The organism is Phenylobacterium parvum (assembly GCF_003150835.1).
Taxonomy (GTDB): Bacteria; Pseudomonadota; Alphaproteobacteria; order Caulobacterales; family Caulobacteraceae; genus Phenylobacterium; species Phenylobacterium parvum.
Genome location: NZ_CP029479.1, coordinates 2,373,637 through 2,390,120 on the forward strand (window position 1 = coordinate 2,373,637; position 16,484 = coordinate 2,390,120).

At 68.3% G+C, this 16,484-nt stretch carries 13 protein-coding genes; 8 read left to right on the plus strand and 5 right to left on the minus strand.

The annotated features are described in order from the left end of the window. Window positions 1-2: 2 nt before the first annotated feature. The 3 genes from HYN04_RS11130 to HYN04_RS11140 are packed head-to-tail and all read right to left on the minus strand — an operon-like array spanning window position 3 to window position 3,528. Entirely contained in the window at window positions 3-872 is an 870-nt protein-coding gene (locus HYN04_RS11130) for an SDR family NAD(P)-dependent oxidoreductase (RefSeq protein WP_110450820.1), read from the minus strand. A gap of 45 nt (window positions 873-917) precedes the next feature. Further along, window positions 918-1,697 (minus strand): enoyl-CoA hydratase/isomerase family protein, encoded by a 780-nt coding sequence (locus HYN04_RS11135; protein WP_110450821.1) that lies wholly within the window; start codon window positions 1,695-1,697, stop codon window positions 918-920. A gap of 7 nt (window positions 1,698-1,704) precedes the next feature. Then, entirely contained in the window at window positions 1,705-3,528 is a 1,824-nt protein-coding gene (locus tag HYN04_RS11140) for a flavin-containing monooxygenase (RefSeq protein WP_110450822.1), read from the minus strand. 231 nt (window positions 3,529-3,759) lie between these two features. On the opposite strand from HYN04_RS11140, the gene HYN04_RS11145 reads away from it, so the two are divergent. Continuing rightward, window positions 3,760-4,578: an enoyl-CoA hydratase gene (locus tag HYN04_RS11145; RefSeq protein WP_110450823.1), complete on the plus strand. Its 819-nt coding sequence runs from the start codon at window positions 3,760-3,762 to the stop codon at window positions 4,576-4,578. Window positions 4,579-4,587: 9 nt separating this feature from the next. On the opposite strand, the gene HYN04_RS11150 is transcribed toward HYN04_RS11145, so the two are convergent. Both HYN04_RS11150 and HYN04_RS11155 read right to left on the minus strand, forming a co-directional pair. Further along, window positions 4,588-4,923, minus strand: coding sequence for a hypothetical protein (locus HYN04_RS11150; RefSeq protein ID WP_110450824.1), 336 nt, complete (start codon window positions 4,921-4,923; stop codon window positions 4,588-4,590). Continuing rightward, the gene (locus HYN04_RS11155) at window positions 4,920-5,729 is read right to left on the minus strand and encodes an SDR family oxidoreductase (RefSeq protein ID WP_110450825.1); all 810 of its coding nucleotides are present in this window, start codon (window positions 5,727-5,729) and stop codon (window positions 4,920-4,922) included. The genes HYN04_RS11150 and HYN04_RS11155 overlap by 4 nt, the downstream gene beginning before the upstream one ends. A 191-nt stretch (window positions 5,730-5,920) precedes the next feature. Here HYN04_RS11155 and HYN04_RS11160 point away from each other — a divergent pair, with 191 nt between their 5' ends. The 7 genes from HYN04_RS11160 to HYN04_RS11190 all read left to right on the plus strand — a co-directional run bounded on the left by HYN04_RS11160 (window position 5,921) and on the right by HYN04_RS11190 (window position 16,467). Beyond that, the gene (locus HYN04_RS11160; RefSeq protein ID WP_110450826.1) at window positions 5,921-6,841 is read left to right on the plus strand and encodes a hypothetical protein; all 921 of its coding nucleotides are present in this window, start codon (window positions 5,921-5,923) and stop codon (window positions 6,839-6,841) included. Then, window positions 6,838-7,977, plus strand: a complete 1,140-nt coding sequence (locus HYN04_RS11165) for a TraB/GumN family protein (RefSeq protein WP_110450827.1) — start codon at window positions 6,838-6,840, stop codon at window positions 7,975-7,977. The genes HYN04_RS11160 and HYN04_RS11165 overlap by 4 nt, the downstream gene beginning before the upstream one ends. 151 nt (window positions 7,978-8,128) lie before the next feature. Then, window positions 8,129-11,077 carry a TonB-dependent receptor domain-containing protein gene (locus HYN04_RS11170; protein WP_162599635.1) on the plus strand — a complete coding sequence of 983 codons (2,949 nt, stop codon included), beginning with the start codon at window positions 8,129-8,131 and terminating at the stop codon, window positions 11,075-11,077. A gap of 241 nt (window positions 11,078-11,318) precedes the next feature. Continuing rightward, window positions 11,319-14,030, plus strand: coding sequence for a TonB-dependent receptor (locus HYN04_RS11175; RefSeq protein WP_162599636.1), 2,712 nt, complete (start codon window positions 11,319-11,321; stop codon window positions 14,028-14,030). 13 nt (window positions 14,031-14,043) lie between these two features. Beyond that, window positions 14,044-14,946: a phytanoyl-CoA dioxygenase family protein gene (locus tag HYN04_RS11180; RefSeq protein WP_162599637.1), complete on the plus strand. Its 903-nt coding sequence runs from the start codon at window positions 14,044-14,046 to the stop codon at window positions 14,944-14,946. Between the two features lie 83 nt (window positions 14,947-15,029). Next, entirely contained in the window at window positions 15,030-15,620 is a 591-nt protein-coding gene (locus tag HYN04_RS11185; protein ID WP_110450831.1) for an HD domain-containing protein, read from the plus strand. Window positions 15,621-15,654: 34 nt separating this feature from the next. After that, window positions 15,655-16,467, plus strand: a complete 813-nt coding sequence (locus tag HYN04_RS11190) for an enoyl-CoA hydratase (protein WP_110450832.1) — start codon at window positions 15,655-15,657, stop codon at window positions 16,465-16,467. Window positions 16,468-16,484: the final 17 nt, after the last annotated feature.

Sequence of the window (16,484 nt, forward strand, 5' to 3'; positions counted from 1 at the left end):
GCCTAGCCTGCGGCGCGGGCCTGGGCCACGAGGTCCGCCATGCCGTGCTCGTAGGCCTGCTCGGGGTGGGCGCGGACCGCCTGGTCCAGGGCGACAGCGTCGGGACCGACCAGGATCCGCCAGCGCTCCTCGCGCACGCCGTCCAGGATGATCTTCGCCGCCTCGGGCGGGGGCAGGCCATTGTCCCGGAAGGCCTCGCCCATGGCCTTGGCCTCGGCGGTCGCGCCGTCGGGCGGGGCGAACTCGGCCATGGAATTGATGGCGATATTGGTGCCGATGTGGCCGGGCATGACCACGCTGGCCTTCACGTGGGGGGCGTTATTGCGGAAGTCGTTGATGAGAGCCTCGGTAAAGCCCTTCACGGCGAACTTGGCCGCCGAGTAGGCGGTGTGCGAGGTCTGCGGCCCGAGGGAAGCCCAGAAGCCGTTCACTGACGAAACATTGATCATGTGCGCCTCGGGCGCCTTCAGCAGCATCGGCAGGAAGGCCCGGGCGTTGTAGTAGACCCCGTACCAGCAGACGGCGAAGGTCCGCTCCCACTGGTCGCGCGGCGTGTTGACGAAGCTGCCGCCCCCGCCGATCCCCGCATTGTTGAACAGCAGGTGGACGTGGTCGGTCTCATGCTGCTCCCCTGTGTGGTCGCGGAAGGACAGGGTCTCCTTCTCCTGGGCCACATCGGCCACGAAGGTGGTGATCTTCACCCCCTGGACGGCGGTCTTCTCGGCCAGGCGCACCGTCTCCAGCATGTCGGCCTCGCGGATGTCGCACATGGCCACGCTGCAGCCTTCCGAGGTCAGGGCCTGCACCAGGGCCCGGCCGATGCCGCTGCCGCCGCCGGTCACCACCGCGATCTTGCCGCTGAAGTCCTTCATGCCCGTCCTCCTCTGGATCCCGGTCTGCGCCGGGCCGTGTTGATGTCAGCCGCCGCGCTCGGCCCGGTGCTGGTCGGCCACCCCCTTGAGGAGGGCCTGGGTCTCGGGCTGCTGCATGAGGTCGGCGAAGAGCCGGCCCTCGAGTTTCAGCATGTCCATGGTCACCGGCGAGACCGCCTCGCGCACCAGGCGCTTGATGTGGGCCACCGCCCGCGCCGGCCGGCCGGCGATCTCCCGGGCGATGACGAGGGCCCGGTCGAGGGCCGTCTCGGGGCTGTCCGCGGGGACCACCTCCTGGAAGACCCCCAGCTGCAGCATCTCCTGGGCCGAGACCAGGCGCGGCCGCAGCATCATCTCCAGGGCGCGGCCCCGGCCGACGATGGCGGTCAGCCTCTGGGTGCCGCCGCCGCCGGGGAGGATGCCCACCGACACCTCCGGCAGTCCAAAGCGGAAGGGGCCGTCCTTGGCCACCCGGATGTCCGCCGCCAGGGCGAACTCCAGCCCGCCGCCGGCCGCCGAGCCGTTGAGGGCGCAGATGAAGGGCTTGGGCAGGTGCTCCAGCTCATACAGGATCTCGGCCATGGGCCGGTCCCAGCCGCCGCCCCCACCCCGGGTGTTCTCGTCCAGTTCCTCCACCGAGAAGTGGCGGATGAAATAGGTCGCATCCGAGCCTGTGAAGACGATGGCCCGAACCTCGTCGGAGCGCAGCTGCGGCAGCATCCGGTTCAGCTCGTTCATCGTCGACGGGGTCATCACCTGCAGCGGCGGGTTGCTGAAGGTGATGACGGCGACGCCGTCGCGCAGGTCGAGGGAAAGCTGGCCCATGGCCGCCTCAGCTCACCTCAAGGCCCGGCAGGTCGCCCGAGGCCCGCCAGTCGGCGAGGATCCGGAAGTACTCGATCGGCCCGCCGCCGTAGTTCGTGTTCTGGGCGTTGGCCAGGTAGGGCTTGCCCTCGTTGTTGTAGTAGCCGGGCGTGCAGGCCTCGAGATACGCTTGGTTGTTGCGGGCCTTTTCGATGATGGTCGCCACCCAGTCGGCCTCGGCCGCCTCGGAGGGCTCCGCCGCCCGGCCCTGCCGCGCCTTGACCTGGTCGATGACATAGGTCGCGTGGGCCGCCTGCTCGCGCAGGTTGTGCGGATAGTTGGCCGTGAAGCCGCCCTGGGTCGAGCCCAGGAAGAAGAGGTTGGGGAAGCCGCGGACCATCAGGCCGTGCAGGCTGCGCACCCCGTTCGCCCAGGCCTGGCTGAGGGGCTGGCCCCCGCGGCCATGGATGTCGTAGCCATAGCGGCGGCTGAAGCTGGTGCCGACCTCGAAGCCCGTGGAGAAGATCAGGCAGTCGATCTCGTAGGCGACACCGTCCACCACCACCGCGTTCTCGGTGATCCGCTCCACGCCCTTGCCCTGGGTGTCCACCAGCTTGACGGTGGGCCGGTTGAAGGCCTGCAGGTACTCGTCGTGGAAGCACGGCCGCTTGCAGAACTGGCGGTACCAGGGCTTCAGGGCCTCGGCCGTGGCCGGGTCGTTCACCACCGCCTCGGCCCGGGCGCGGATGCGCTCCATGGTGGCGAAGTCGGCAAGCTCCATCAGCTCGGCCAGCTTCTCGGGCGACAGGCCCGCCGCGCCCTCCTTGCGGGCGATGAAGACCAGCTCGCGGAAGGCCTCGGTCCAGCCGTCGTTGACCAGGTCCTCCTCGGCGTATCCGCCGCTGAGCAGGAGGTTGAAGTTGTCCATCCGGTGGTTCTGCCAGCCGGGGGGCAGGGAGCGGACCCAGTCCGCGTCGATGGGCTGGTCATTGCGCACGTTCACCGCCGAGGGCGTGCGCTGGAAGACGTAGAGCTGGCCCGCGCCCTCGGCCAGGTGGGGCACGCACTGCACGGCGGTGGCGCCGGTGCCGATGATGCCGATCCTCTTGTCGCCGATCCGGTCCAGCCCGCCCAGCACGGACCCGCCGGTGTACTCATAGTCCCAGCGGCTGGTGTGGAAGGCGTGGCCCTTGAAGGTCTCGATGCCGGGGATGCCCGGCAGCTTGGGCTTGTTGAGGGGACCATTGGACATGACCACGAACCGCGCGCGCATGGCGTCGCCCTGGTTGGTCGTGATGATCCAGCGCTGGGCCGCCTCGTCCCAGGACAGGTCCTTCACCGAGGTCTGGAAGCAGGCGTCCTCGTAGAGGTTGAAGTGGCGGGCGATCCGGCGCGAGTGCTCGAAGATCTCCGGCGCCTTGGTGTAGCGCATCGCGGGGATGAAACCGGTCTCCTCCAGGAGCGGCAGGTAGACCAGGCTCTCGATGTCGCAGGCCGCGCCCGGATAGCGGTTCCAGTACCAGGTGCCGCCAAAGTCGCCGGCCGCCTCGATCATGCGCAGGGACTTCACCCCCGCCTCGCGCAGGCGGGCGCCCGCCAGCAGGCCGCCGAAGCCGCCGCCGATCACCGCCACCTCGACCTCGTCGGTCAGGGGCGCGCGCTGGATGGGCGCCTCGATGTAGGGATCGTCGCCGAAGTCCGCGAACCGGCCGGCGATCTGGAGGTACTGCTCGTTCCCGTCGGCGCGGATGCGCTTGTCGCGCTCGGCGCGGTAGCGATCGCGCAGGGCGTCCGGATCAAAGGGCGCCTCTTCCCGCGTGAGCACCTTTCCACCGCTGGCCACGTCGCCCATGTCTGGTCTCCCTGTCGCAGGCATTGCCCCTGCGTAAGTCTGTTTTGATACTGCGGTATGAAGCGTCTCACCGCCTCCGGCGGGGGTCAAGCATCACGCTTCCGACAGTCTGCGGAGGATACGGCGTTGACGCCAGCCCGCCGCGGGCCTGAAACTGAACGCAGGGTATCTGCATCGACCGTCGCGCGCGGACCGCCGCCCGATACCCGTCATTCACTGAGAGGATTTCCCATGGCCGCCATCGACACCGGAACCCAGGACCTGCTCGCCGACCTCGACGCGGGCGTCCTGACCCTGACCCTCAACCGCCCCGAGGCGCGCAACGCCATGAGCGGGGACATGACGGCGGCCCTCGCCGACCAGCTGGCCAAGGCCGAGCTGGACAGCGAGGTGAAGGTCGTGGTGCTGACCGGGGCCGGCAAGGGCTTCTGCGCCGGCGGCGACGTGAAGGGCATGGATGAGTCCAACCAGGGCGGGGGCGGCAGCTCCATCGACGCCGCCATCCACCGCCAGAGGGTGAACCAGAGGGCCACCGCGGGTCGCCTGTTCAAGATGCCCAAGCCCACCCTGGCCGCCCTGCCCGGTCCCGCCGCCGGGGCGGGCCTGTCCCTGGCCCTGGCCTGCGACATGCGCATCATGGCCTCCAGCGCCATCCTGACCACGGCCTTCGCCCGGGTCGGCTTCTCGGGCGACTATGGCGGCACCTACTTCCTCACCCAGCTGGTGGGCTCGGCCAAGGCGAGGGAGCTCTACTACCTGTCCGAGCGGGTCAGCGCCGACGAGGCCCTGCGCCTGGGCCTGGCCAACTGGGTGGTCGCGCCCGAGGAGCTGGCGGCGAAGGCCCGCGAGGTGGCCCTGCGCCTGGCCGGCGGACCCACCGTGGCCTACCGCTACATGAAGGAAAACCTCAACCGGGCCATGTCCGGCGAGGTGGACGACTGCCTGGACCTGGAGGCCACCCACCACGTCCACTGCGGCCAGACGACCGACCACAAGGAAGCGGCCCGCGCCTTCGTGGAAAAGCGCGAGCCGGTCTTCATCGGCCGCTGAGCCGGCGGCTCAGCGGCCCGAGACGCAGAAGTCGCCCTCGTTGGCGTAGCCGAAGGGGCAGCTTCCGCCCTGCCGCGGAATGGCCAGCCGGGCGGAGGCCTCCGCCACGCAATAGGCCCCCTCGCTGCGATAGTTGGAGGGACAGGAGCCCGACGGGCCCTTGAGCAGGGCGAAGCGCGCGCCGGATCCCGGGGTGCAGTACCGGGAATCGCTGGCGTAGCCGAAGGGGCAGCTCCCCTTCTGCGGCAGGGGTCCCGGCGCCGGGACGGGCGCGGCGACGGCCGCAGCCGCCGCCAGGACCAGCCCCAGGGCCGCGCCCGAGAGGAGGGCCGCCGGCCGCCTCACGACGTTCCCACGGCGCCGCCGTCGCTGGCGATGACCTGGCCGACCACATACTCCCCCGCCCGCGAGGACAGGAAGATGGCCAGGCCCGCAATGTCCTGGGCCGTCCCGACCCGGCCCGAGGGATTGCCCCGGCCCACCTGGTCCCAGTCGGCGTTCTCGGTCTCGCCGCCGAAGCCCACGCCGGTGGACAGCATCCAGGTCGGATAGGGACCGGGCGCAATGGCGTTGCAGAGGATCTTCTCCTTGGTCAGGTGCGCAGCCAGGAAGCGCGTCAGGTGGTGCACGGCCGCCTTGGAGGCGCCGTAGGAGAAGGTGTCGAAGGCCGCCGACTTCAGGCCGTCGATGGAGCCGATGTTGATCACCCGGGCCGGGGCGCCCTCGGCCGCCGCCTTGCGCAGCAGGGGCAGGAGCTTCTGGGTCAGGAAGAAGACGCCCTTGACGTTGGTGTCCATCACCTTGTCCCAGCCCACCTCGGGGAAGGACTCGATGGGCGCGCCCCAGGCGGCGCCGGCGTTGTTCACCAGGATGTCGAGCCTGGTTTCCTTCTCCGCGAGGCGGGCCGCGAGGGACTCGATCCCGCTCATCTGCGACAGGTCGGCGGGCAGGGAGATGCAGGTCCCGCCGTAGGTCTTCGCGAGCCGCTCCGCGGTGGCGTCGCAGACATCGGCCTTGCGCGAGGAGATGTAGACCTTGGCCCCCGCGGCCAGGAAGCCGGCGGCGATCATCTCGCCGATGCCGCGCGAGCCGCCGGTGACCAGGGCGACCTTGCCCCGGATGGAAAAGATGTCGTCGAAGCCCGTGGTCATGTCTCTCTCCCTGGAGTGCGCCCAGGGTGGATACCCCCGGGTGAAATGACATCCCTCCGTCCGTTTGGATCGGGGATGTTGGTGCGTGGCGAAAGCCGTATAGGATCGGACCCGGGCGGACAATCCGGTCTGCAGGGCATACCGGAAGCAGAAATCCGCCGGAAACCATCCGGGACAGGAGGCCCGCCGGCATGAGCTTTGACACCCCCCTCGTCCTGACCGGACCCCTGCGTGCGCCGCGCCAGATGCTGGCCGACCAGGAGTATGGCGGCCACAGCTCCATCCATGACGACGCCATGGCCGAGAAGCTGGGCTTCCGGGCGGGTCCCATCGAGGGACCGACCCACTTCAGCCTTTTCCCGCCCCTCCTTCAGCAGGTCTGGGGCCAGGCCTGGTTCGAGCGGGGCTGCATCTCGTCGCACTACCTGAACATGGTGGTGGAGGGAGAGGAGGTCCGGGCCTTCGTCGAGGTTCCCAACCCGGGCGCGACCTCCACCCGGATCTGGGCCGAGAAGGCCGACGGCACGCCGGTGCTGGAGGCCTCGGCCAGCCTGGGCCCAGACCACGGCCAGACCCTGCTGGAGGGCCGCATGGCCGCCCTGCGCCCACCCGGCCGGCTGGTCATCCTGGAGGACCTGCACGTGGGCCTGAAGGGCGCCGCCGAGGAGCGGGTCCGGATGGACCCGGACCAGCACATGGGCGCCCTCTATCCCTTCAGCCTGAACGACAAGCTCAAGGTCATCACCGAGACCTCGCCCTGGTATTCCGACGCCGCCGCCTCGCCCTGGGGCCGGCCCATCATCCCCTTCGAGATGATCAGCGTCCTGGCGGAATACTCGTCGCACTCGGCGCGTTTCCCGGTGAAGGGCCCGGCTGTCGGCCTGTTCGCCGACCAGGAAATCCGGCTGATCAAGGGCCCTCTCTTCGTCGGCGAGGACTATGTCATCCGCCGCGAGATCGCCGCCCTGGCCCAGAGCAAGCGCACGGAATCCTACTGGGTGCGGACCCGCATCTACGATTCCACCGGGACCGAGCAGGTGGCCGAGATGCTGCTGAACCACGCCACCCTGAAGCACTCCTACGCGGATTATCCGCCGGAACTGCTGGCATGAGGGACGCCCTGGACGCCTGGCTTGACCGGGCGGTCCTGGAACCCGGCGATCTTGACCCCGGCGAGGCCGAGGTCCTGGTGCTGGGCGAGTTCAACCACTTCATCCACGAGAAGAGCGACTTCCGGATCGTGATGGCCGGGGAGGCGCGGCGGCTGGGCTTCCAGGTCTGGGCCGAGGAACTGGGCTGGTCCGACGGGCGCCGGCTCGCCCGCTATTTCGCGACCCGCGACGAGGCCGTCTTCGATCGCCTGTCCCTGTTCGGCTGGCGCGGCGAGGCGCGGGCCGACCGGGATGACCGTCCGACAGGGATCTTCCGGGCGTCCTGGGAAACCTACCCCTTCGACCTCATGCGCGCGGAACAGGCCCGTTTCTACCGGGCCCTTTCCCCCCGGGCCCTTTACGGATTCGACGTCGCGGCGGGACATGACGGCGGCTACGCCGACCTGTTCGCTCGCCTGGAGGCCACGGGCGCGCCCCGGGCCTGGACAGAAGCCCTCGCCCGGCGCCCCGGCGAAAGCCTGGCCGAGGAGGTGCAACGCCTGACGCGACTGGCGGTGGAAGCGCCCGCCGGGTCCGACCGCCTCGCCCGCGCCGACCTGTCGGCCCTCATCGACGGCCTGACCTATACCGGCCTCGTGAAGACTGCGGCGACCTACGCCGAGACCGCCCCGGCCATGGCCTTCCGGGAGGACGCCATGAAGCGGCGCCTGGCGTCCATCCGGGCCCTCAGCCCCGGCCGGCTGGTGCTGATGGGCCACGCCCTGCACCTGGTCCGGGATGATGCGGCCATCTCCGCACCGGGCATCGTCGGCCCCGGCGGCCAGAGGACGTCCTCCCTCGGACACCATGTGGGCCGTGAACTGGGCCTGCCCATGTTCATCGTCTGGATGATCTATGGCGGCGGCGAGGACTCCCAGCCCCTGCCCGACCTGCCCCGCACGGCGGCCTTCGGGCCGGAGACCCTCAACGCCCGCCTTCGCCGGCGGTTCGACCGTCCCGTCCTGCTTGATGCCCGCCGGGCGCCTGAGACCCCGGTCGAGATCGCCCACATGTACAACTCGGTCATTGAGACCCGGCTGCCCGGCGTCGTCGACGCCCTGTGGTTTGTCCCGGAGGCGGGCCCCCTTCGTCCCTGAGGGTCAGGCTTGTTTGGACGAAAAGACTTGCTCCGTCCCGAATTGTGGCAAAAATGTAATAGCGGTATCGCTCCGGACGGGGCAATCTGCATCCAGAATGGCGCCGAACAGTTCAGGCAATCAGGCCGCCGGCGAAGGGAGAGGAACCAGCATGAAGGGTCGTTATCTTTATGGTGCGTCGGCGGTTGCAGTCGCAGCCGGGCTGATGGTCGCGGGCGCCGCCCAGGCGCAGGACGCCAAGCCGACCACGGTCGAGGAAGTCGTCGTCACCGGCTCCTTCATCCAGGGCACGCCCAAGGACACCGCCATCCCGGTGGCGGTGCTGAACCAGGAAGACCTGGAAAAGCGCGGCTCGCCCTCCATCCTCGACATCATCAAGACCCTTCCGATCTCTGGTCCGGTCCTCGGCGACTCCAACCAGTTCTCGCCGAACGCCCAGGGTCGCGCCGGCGGCGGCACCATCAACATCCGCGGCCTCGGCGCCCAGCGGACCCTGGTGCTCCTGAACGGCAAGCGCTTCGCCGGCTACCAGGCCGACACCAACCTGCTCCCCGAGTCGGCCATCGGCCGGGTCGAGGTGCTGAAGGACGGCGCTGCGGCGACCTACGGCTCCGACGCCATCGGCGGCGTGGCCAACTTCATCACCCGCAAGAACCTCAACGGCTTCGAGGTCGGCGGCGACTATCGCTATGTCCCCGGCTCGGACGGCGGCGACTACAACTTCAACGTCCTCTACGGCTGGGTCGGCGACACCTCCAACCTGCTGCTCAGCTTCGGCTACAAGCATCGCGGCGAGCTCTCCAACACCGAGCGTGACTGGGTTCTGGCGCCCTACACCACCAACCCCTCGGGCTGGTCGGTCCTGGGCCAGCCGGGCGCCTACACGCTCCGCTCCGGCGCTTCGGGCGGCGGCTCGACCGTCGGCTTCGCGGTGGACGCCAACTGCGCCGCAGTGGGCGGCCATCCCGGCTTCACCGGCGCGACCCCGGCCTGCTATTTCAGCTACCTGCCCTTCGACAACATCGTCGAAGAGACCGACCAGTACCAGCTCTACGGCGAATTCAACGCCGACGTGGGCGACTCCTCCAAGTTCCATGTCGAGGCCCTGTACAGCCAGACCTCGCTGCCGGATTATCGCTTCTCGCCGGGCTATCCGCCGACCTCCGGCCCCAATGGTCCCGGCTCGGTGAACGTCTACACCATCCCGGCCTCGAACCCCGGCTTCAACACCTTCCTGACCCAGACGGGCAACAGCGCCCTGATCGGCACGGCCCAGAGCGCTTTTGCGACCCTGTGGCGTCCTCTGGGTGGTGGCGGCAACAACACCACCGGCGGCAAGGGCGGCCAGAGCGGCAGCCGGAAGTTCGAGCATGTCCGGATCTCGGCCGACCTGTCGGGCGACACCTTCATCGACGGCATCGGCTATGACGTCGGCGTCACCTACATCCGCGAGATGCAGGACCAGCAGACGACCGACATCCTGATCGACCGCCTGCAGAAGGCCATGAACGGCTTCGGCGGCCCGGCCTGCACCGGCACTGTGGCCGGCGCCAATGGCTGCCAGTACTTCAACCCCTTCTCCAACGCCTATCCGGGCAACCCGGCCCTGGGCCTCACCAACCCCGGCTTCGTGTCGACCAACGCCAACCCCAAGTCCGTGGTGGCCTGGCTGTTCGACCGCCAGAAGTTCCGGGCGCAGCAGGACACCTTCGTCGTCGACGCGGTCCTGAACGGCCAACTGCCTCTGACCCTGCCGGGCGGCGACATCGGTTGGGCCGCGGGCGCCCAGTACCGGAAGGTGACCTACCTCCAGCAGATCGACAGCCCCTTCTACAACGCCGAGATCACCCCCTGCCCGGTGGTGGGCGTCACCAACTGCGCCTTCCCCACCGGTCCCTACATCTTCCTGGGGCAGAACAAGAACCTGCGCCTCGAGCAGAGCGTCTACGCGGTCTTCGGTGAAGTTAACCTGCCGATCACCGACACCCTGAACGCCCAGGTCGCCCTGCGCTTCGAGGACTATGGCGGCCAGACCGGCTCGACCACCAACCCGCAGATCCGGGTGAAGTGGCAGGCCATGGAGATGCTGGCCCTGCGCGGCTCCTTCGGCACCTCCTTCCGGGGTCCGACCTCCGGCAACGTGGCGCCCACGGGCACCACCTCGCTGGCCGGCATCGCCGCCTCGGGCAACAACTTCAAGTCGGTGGACAACTTCGGCAACCCGGCCACCCAGGCCGAGACGGCCACCACCTACTCGGTGGGCGCCATCCTGCAGACCGACGCCCTGACCGCGACCCTGGACTACTGGTCCTACGACCTGAAGGACCAGATCACCCAGGTCCCGGCCAACGTGGTCGCCACGGCCGTGGCCGGCATCGGGAACGGCAGCCAGTTCGTCAACTGCGCGAGCCCCGTCCGGTACCTGATCACGTTCAACAACGGCAACGCCTGCACCCAGGGCGTGACCGTCGGCAACGACATCGCCCGGGTCCGTTCGGACACCACCAACGGTCCGCAGATCAAGACCACCGGCATCGACGCCGATGTCGACTATCGCTTCGACGACCTGTTCGGCGGCGAGGTGCACGTGGGCGGTAACGTCAGCTACGTGCTCAGCTTCGAGCAGGAGGCGTTCAAGTTCGCCGGCGTGACCGTCTCCGGCGCCTACGACGCCGTCGGCCTGGCCAACTACAACCGCCTGCCCGGGACCATCCCGGACTGGCGCGGCCAGTTCTACGCCGACTACAACCGCGACATGCACAATGTCCGGTGGACCATGAACTATGTCGACGGCGTCAAGGACGACCGCGGCCCGACCACGGTGCAGACCGGGGCGTCCACGAACTGCAACGTGGCCAACGCCCAGGCTGGCACTGCGACCAACTGCAAGCTGATCACCTTCGGCCTGGAGCAGGACGCCTTCATCAGCCACGACCTGACCTACCGGCTGCAGCTGCCGAACGACCTGACGGTGACCGCCTCGGTGTTCAACGTCCTCGACACCGAGCCCGCCCAGGCCCGGATCGAGATGAGCTACGATCCCTTCATCGGGAACCCGCTGGGCCGGACCTTCAAGGTCGGCGTCCGCAAGAAGTTCTGATCCCCTCACCCGAGGCTTCAGGCGCGCCGCCCCCCGGAAACGGGGGGCGGCGTTTCTGTTCCTGGTGGCGGACACTGGTTTGAGTCGGGGCCCGATCCTGGCCCCAGAAACCCCTTCCCCGCCCGGGGTTTTTGAGCATACCGGATGCTAAAAACGTTGACGCGCAGGCAGTATGTCGTCAGCCTTTCCCAGGACGTCAGGGGGCCTCGAAAGCGCCCGCCGGCGAAACGGGGGGGAAGACATGTTCAGGAAAACCGCCTGGGTGGCCGGAGCCGCCCTGTCCGTTCTGGCCGCCAGCAGCGCCATGGCCCAGCAGGCCGGCCGCAGGGATGCCGAGACCGAGGCCACCACCATTGGCGAGTTGATCGTCACGGCGGAGAAGCGCGAGCAGAAGCTGCAGGATGTTCCCATCGCCATCACGGCGTTCACGGCCAAGCAGAGGGAGACGACCGGGATCGTCACGATCCAGGACATAACCAACTTTACGCCCGGCCTGACCTACAATTCCGGATTGGACCGCGCCGCCATCCGGGGTGTCGGACGCCTGACCAACCGCCTGTCCTCGGATGCGGCGGTGGCCACCTATTCCGACGGCTTCTACACCACCTCGGTGGCAGAGGCGGGCAAGTCGACCCTGATCGTCGACCGCGTGGAAGTGCTGCGCGGGCCGCAGGGCACCCTGTACGGCCGAAACGCCATCGGCGGCGCGATCAACGTGATCTCCAAGCGACCGACGGACACGAAGGTTGGCGAAGCCCGTGTAACCCTCGGCAACTACGGCCTGCACAACTACGAGCTGCTCGTCTCCGGCCCGCTGACGGACTTCGCGCGGGTTCAGTTCTACGGCCAGTTCGTCGAGCAGACGGAGAGCTACTTCCGCAATGTCGCGACGGGCAACCGCATCAAGGACGCCCTGAACCGCAACTACCTGGAAGTCCAGGCCGACATTGACGTCGGCGAACGGGGCCACCTCTGGGTGAAGTACGCCAAGCCCAAGTGGTTCAACGAGTCCGGAAACAGCGGCGGCACCCTGAGCAACAGGGAGTACTCGTACAACTACTCGGGCGTGGACGCCCTTACGATCAATCCCGCCTTCGGCCTGACCCTGGCCAACAGGGTGCAGGTCGGGAACGTCACCTCGAACCCGCAGCTCAAGGATCCCCGGACCGTCAACACGGACTTCCCCACACGGATCAAGAACGGCGGGATCAACATCCTGACCGCCGAATACACCCAGGAATTCGACGCCTTCGACCTGAAGTATGTAGGGGGCTTCGACTCCTACAAGTACGACCAGCTCTCAGACAGCGACGGGCTTCCGATCCTGAGCTTCCAGGTGCCTCTCAACGTCTCGCCCCTGCCATCGCAGAATACCTGCCAGTATGTTCCGGGCTGCAGGCCGCTGACCATCGACGCCAGCGGCAACCGCTTCAGCTATATCGAGGACAAGTCCTGGATCAGCCACGAGATCAACATCTCATCCAACCAGGAGGGACCGCTTCAGTGGATCCTCGGGCTCTATTACTTCAAGGACACCTACCACAATCCACAGATCTCCTATTCGTCACAGCCCGGAGCGCTGACGCCTTCGGGGGCCGGGGTTGGCAATCCGCTTGGGAACGCGATCAATCCGCGCGGTGAGTTCTATTACTTCGACTACGACATGACGACAGAGAGCCGGGCCGTGTTCGGCCAGCTCGACTGGAAGTTCCGCGACGTCTGGCAGTTCACCGCGGGCCTTCGCTACACCGCCGACCACAAGGATGGCTTTGAGTCCTTCCGCTCCCTGTGCATGACCAACTCCTGCATCGGCGACCCGCGGGTGTTCGGCACCCTGGTGGGCGGCGCAGCCCTGGACATCACCACCCTGCTGGCCGCCGGCTATCCCTCCCAGGCCGCAGCCAGGGTGGAAGGCGTCAAGACCGCCCCGACCCAGCAGGCCGCCAACAAGTGGGTCAACTACGTGATCGATCCCGCCACCGGCCGCGCCAACCGGCAGCTCGAGAACGACTGGTCGGGCGTGACCGGCACCCTCGGCATCGAATGGAACCCCGACACAAGCACCAACGCCTACTTCCGCTATGGCCGGGGCTACAAGTCCGGCGGCTTCAACGCCGCGGAGATCGTTCCTTCGCCCTCGACGGACGCGGAAACGGTCGACGCCTACGAGATCGGCCTGAAGAAGGATTTCGGCTCCACGCTGCGGGTCAACACGGCGGTCTTCCTCTACAACTACAAGGACCTCCAGATCCCCATCCGGGTCCTCGTCCAGACCGAGCTTGGCAATACGGTCCAGACCCGGTTCCTGAACGTCCCGGAATCGGAGTCCAAGGGCGTCGAGATCGAGGCCAACTGGAAGCCTGTCCGCGGCCTCGATTTCCTGGCGAGCTATTCCTACAACCCGACCCAGGTGAAGAGCACCTGCACCACCGCGGACACCCGCGCCTGCGTGCTCGACGTGGCGGACCCCCTGGCCCAGGCGCCCGGCGCCCAGCCCGCCATCACCGTCAGCACGCCGACGACCACGCCGAACGACACCCAGACCAAGGTGCTGCAGAGCCTGAAGGGCAACAGCCTGCCGTATGCGCCCGAGAGCAAGTTCGCCCTCAGCGCCACCTACACCTGGCTCCTCGAGAACAGCAGCCTGACCGTGGGCGCCAACTATGTCTGGCGCGACGCCTCCTACGCCAACCTCTTCACCCGGGACTACAACCGGGCCCCGGCCTGGGACTCCAAGGACTTCCGGGTCATCTGGCGGACCTATTCCGGCAAGTACACGGTCACCGCCTACATGCGGAACGCCTTCGACGACCTGACCTTCAACTCGGCGAACGGCGGCACTCGCCTGGCGCCGGACCCGTCGAACCCCACGAACTTCAACAATGTCGTCCAGTCCCTGGCGATGAACCCGCCCAAGACCTACGGCGTGGCGGTCTACTACAAGTTCTGGTGACGGAGAGGGGATGATGGCGGAGGGCGCAGGAACCGGTCGAACGGAGCTGATCCGCCGCCTGGGCCTTGAGCCCTACGTCCTGGAGCTGGAGATCGATGGCCTGACCGTCGTGCCGCCGGAGGTGCACGGGGTTCCCCTCGCGGCCTTCGACGCCATGGCGGACTGGCTGCTCGAGGCCAGCGAGCGGATCGTCGGCTGCCGCTTCACCCTGGAGGACGGCCCCGAGGCCGAGGTCGAGGTTCCCGACGGGGCGACCCGGCTGGGCGAGCGCGGCGGGGAGAACACCCAGTTCCTCCTGCCGCAGCTGGCGCGCGGCCACCGCCTGTTCCGGGACCTGGCGGTGAACCCCGTCGCCGTGGCCCTGGCGCGCTACATGATCGGCCTGCGCGAGACCCGGTTCTCGAGCCACAACGCTTTCATCAAGTGGCGGGGCGGCTATGGCTACGGCCCGAACCTCGGGCTGCACGCCGACCAGGGCGCCTCGCCCCAGCCCTGGGGCCGTACGGCCCTGGCGGCGAACAGCAACTGGACCCTGACCGACTACACCCTCGAGGCGGGGCCCCTCGCCTTCGTGCGGGGCTCCCACCGCTCGGTCTCCCAGCCCCTGCAGCCGGGAGCGACCCGCCGGGCCGAGCCGGTGATCTGCCCCAGGGGATCGCTGATCATGTTCCACGGCGCAACCTGGCACGGGGCCTTCCCGCGGACGGCGCCGGGCATGCGGCTGATGGTGGCCAACTATTACCGCCACATGATGACCCTGCCGCAGGAGGAGTTCCGCAACGGCTTCCCCCGGGACCTGGCGGGGGACTGCGCAGACCCGGCGACCTTCGCGACCCTCTGCGGGTTTGCCGACGAGTTCCCCTATGTCAGGGCCGAGCGCCCCTTCCCGCGGGTCCGAGGGGCGGCGGCGCGTTGACACCTCCCCGGGCCGGGCTCAGGATACCGGCTCATCAAAAATCGGCCGGACGCAGCTCCGGCGACCAGGGCAGGGAGGCCGACATGGCGGACGGTGAGATGCAGATGAAGGCGAATTTCCACGCCATGACCGAGAGCACCGCCGAGGACTGGGCCGCCATCGGCCGCGCCGGCGCGCCCTTCCACCGCGAGTTCCCGAACCGGCTGATCGCCCACCTGAACATGCTTGGCGAGGACAGCGGCGGCTTCGCCGTGACCCGCCTGGAGCACTCCCTGCAGACCGCCACCCGCGCCCACCGCGACGGCCGGGACGAGGAGTACGTGGTCTGCGCCCTGCTGCACGACGTGGGCGACATCCTGGCGCCGTCCAACCACGCCGAGCTGGGAGCCATGATCCTGAAGCCCTACATCTCCGAGCAGAACTACTGGATGATGGACAAGCACGGGATCTTCCAGGGTTACTACTTCTTCCACCACCTGGGCCTGGACCGCGACATGCGCGACGAGTTCCGGGGCCATCCCTGGTTCGAGTACACGGCCCAGTTCTGCCACCTCTACGACCAGAACAGCTTTGACCCGGCCTACGAGTCCATGCCCCTGTCGGCCTTCGAGCCCATGATCCACCGCGTGACGGCCCAGCCCAAGCGCTCGATCTACCGCCGCAAGGACGCCTGAGGGAGCGGGGCCGCCCGGCCCCGGACTGGCCCGCATGGCCTTTGAAGACATCCTCTACGAGGTGGAGGCGGGGGTGGCGACGGTCACCCTCAACCGCCCCGACCGGCTGAACGCCTGGCGGGGCGTGATGGAGGCCGAGCTTCGCCAGGCCATGCGCCTGGCGGCGGACGACGCCGAGGTGAAGGTCATTGTCCTGACCGGCGCCGGGCGCGGCTTCTGCGCGGGCGCGGACATGGACGTCCTGCAGGGCGCCGTTTCCGCCGGAGGAACGGGCGGTGGCGCGCCTGACGCCTTCGACCCGGCCTCGCGCCCGGACTTCCGCCTGCAGTACCCCTACTTCCCGGCCGTCCCGAAGCCGATCCTTGGGGCGATCAACGGCGCCTGCGCCGGCCTGGGCATGGTGATGGCCCTCTACACCGACATCCGGTTCGCCTCGGAGGCGACGGTCTTCACCACCGCCTTCTCGCGCCGCGGCCTGATCGCCGAGCACGGGATGTCCTGGCTCCTGCCGCGGATCGTCGGCATGGCCAACGCCGCCGACCTGCTCTACTCGGCCCGACGGGTCGACGCCGCCGAGGCCCTCCGGATCGGGCTGGTCAACCGGGTCTTCCCGGCCGCCACCTTCCGGGACGAGGTCATGGCCTACGCACGGATGCTGGCCAGCGAGGTCTCGCCCCGGTCCCTCGCCGTGATGAAGCGCGAGCTCTGGAACAGCCCGTTCCAGTCGCTCTCCGAAGCGATCGTCGACGCCAACGCCGACATGGCCCTCAGCCTGAAGTCCGAGGACTTCAAGGAGGGCGTCGCCCACTTCCTCGAGAAGCGACCGGCGAGGTTCACGGGGCGTTGACGTCGGAAGGTTCCAGT

Bases quoted from the DNA above. Each gene is read 5' to 3' on its own strand.
- HYN04_RS11130 (WP_110450820.1), bottom strand. From the start codon at position 872: ATGAAGGACTTCAGCGGCAAGATCGCGGTGGTGACCGGCGGCGGCAGC.
- HYN04_RS11135 (WP_110450821.1), bottom strand. From the start codon at position 1,697: ATGGGCCAGCTTTCCCTCGACCTGCGCGACGGCGTCGCCGTCATCACC.
- HYN04_RS11140 (WP_110450822.1), bottom strand. From the start codon at position 3,528: ATGGGCGACGTGGCCAGCGGTGGAAAGGTGCTCACGCGGGAAGAGGCG.
- HYN04_RS11145 (WP_110450823.1), top strand. From the start codon at position 3,760: ATGGCCGCCATCGACACCGGAACCCAGGACCTGCTCGCCGACCTCGAC.
- HYN04_RS11155 (WP_110450825.1), bottom strand. From the start codon at position 5,729: ATGACCACGGGCTTCGACGACATCTTTTCCATCCGGGGCAAGGTCGCC.
- HYN04_RS11160 (WP_110450826.1), top strand. From the start codon at position 5,921: ATGAGCTTTGACACCCCCCTCGTCCTGACCGGACCCCTGCGTGCGCCG.
- HYN04_RS11165 (WP_110450827.1), top strand. From the start codon at position 6,838: ATGAGGGACGCCCTGGACGCCTGGCTTGACCGGGCGGTCCTGGAACCC.
- HYN04_RS11170 (WP_162599635.1), top strand. From the start codon at position 8,129: ATGAAGGGTCGTTATCTTTATGGTGCGTCGGCGGTTGCAGTCGCAGCC.
- HYN04_RS11175 (WP_162599636.1), top strand. From the start codon at position 11,319: ATGTTCAGGAAAACCGCCTGGGTGGCCGGAGCCGCCCTGTCCGTTCTG.
- HYN04_RS11180 (WP_162599637.1), top strand. From the start codon at position 14,044: ATGGCGGAGGGCGCAGGAACCGGTCGAACGGAGCTGATCCGCCGCCTG.
- HYN04_RS11185 (WP_110450831.1), top strand. From the start codon at position 15,030: ATGGCGGACGGTGAGATGCAGATGAAGGCGAATTTCCACGCCATGACC.
- HYN04_RS11190 (WP_110450832.1), top strand. From the start codon at position 15,655: ATGGCCTTTGAAGACATCCTCTACGAGGTGGAGGCGGGGGTGGCGACG.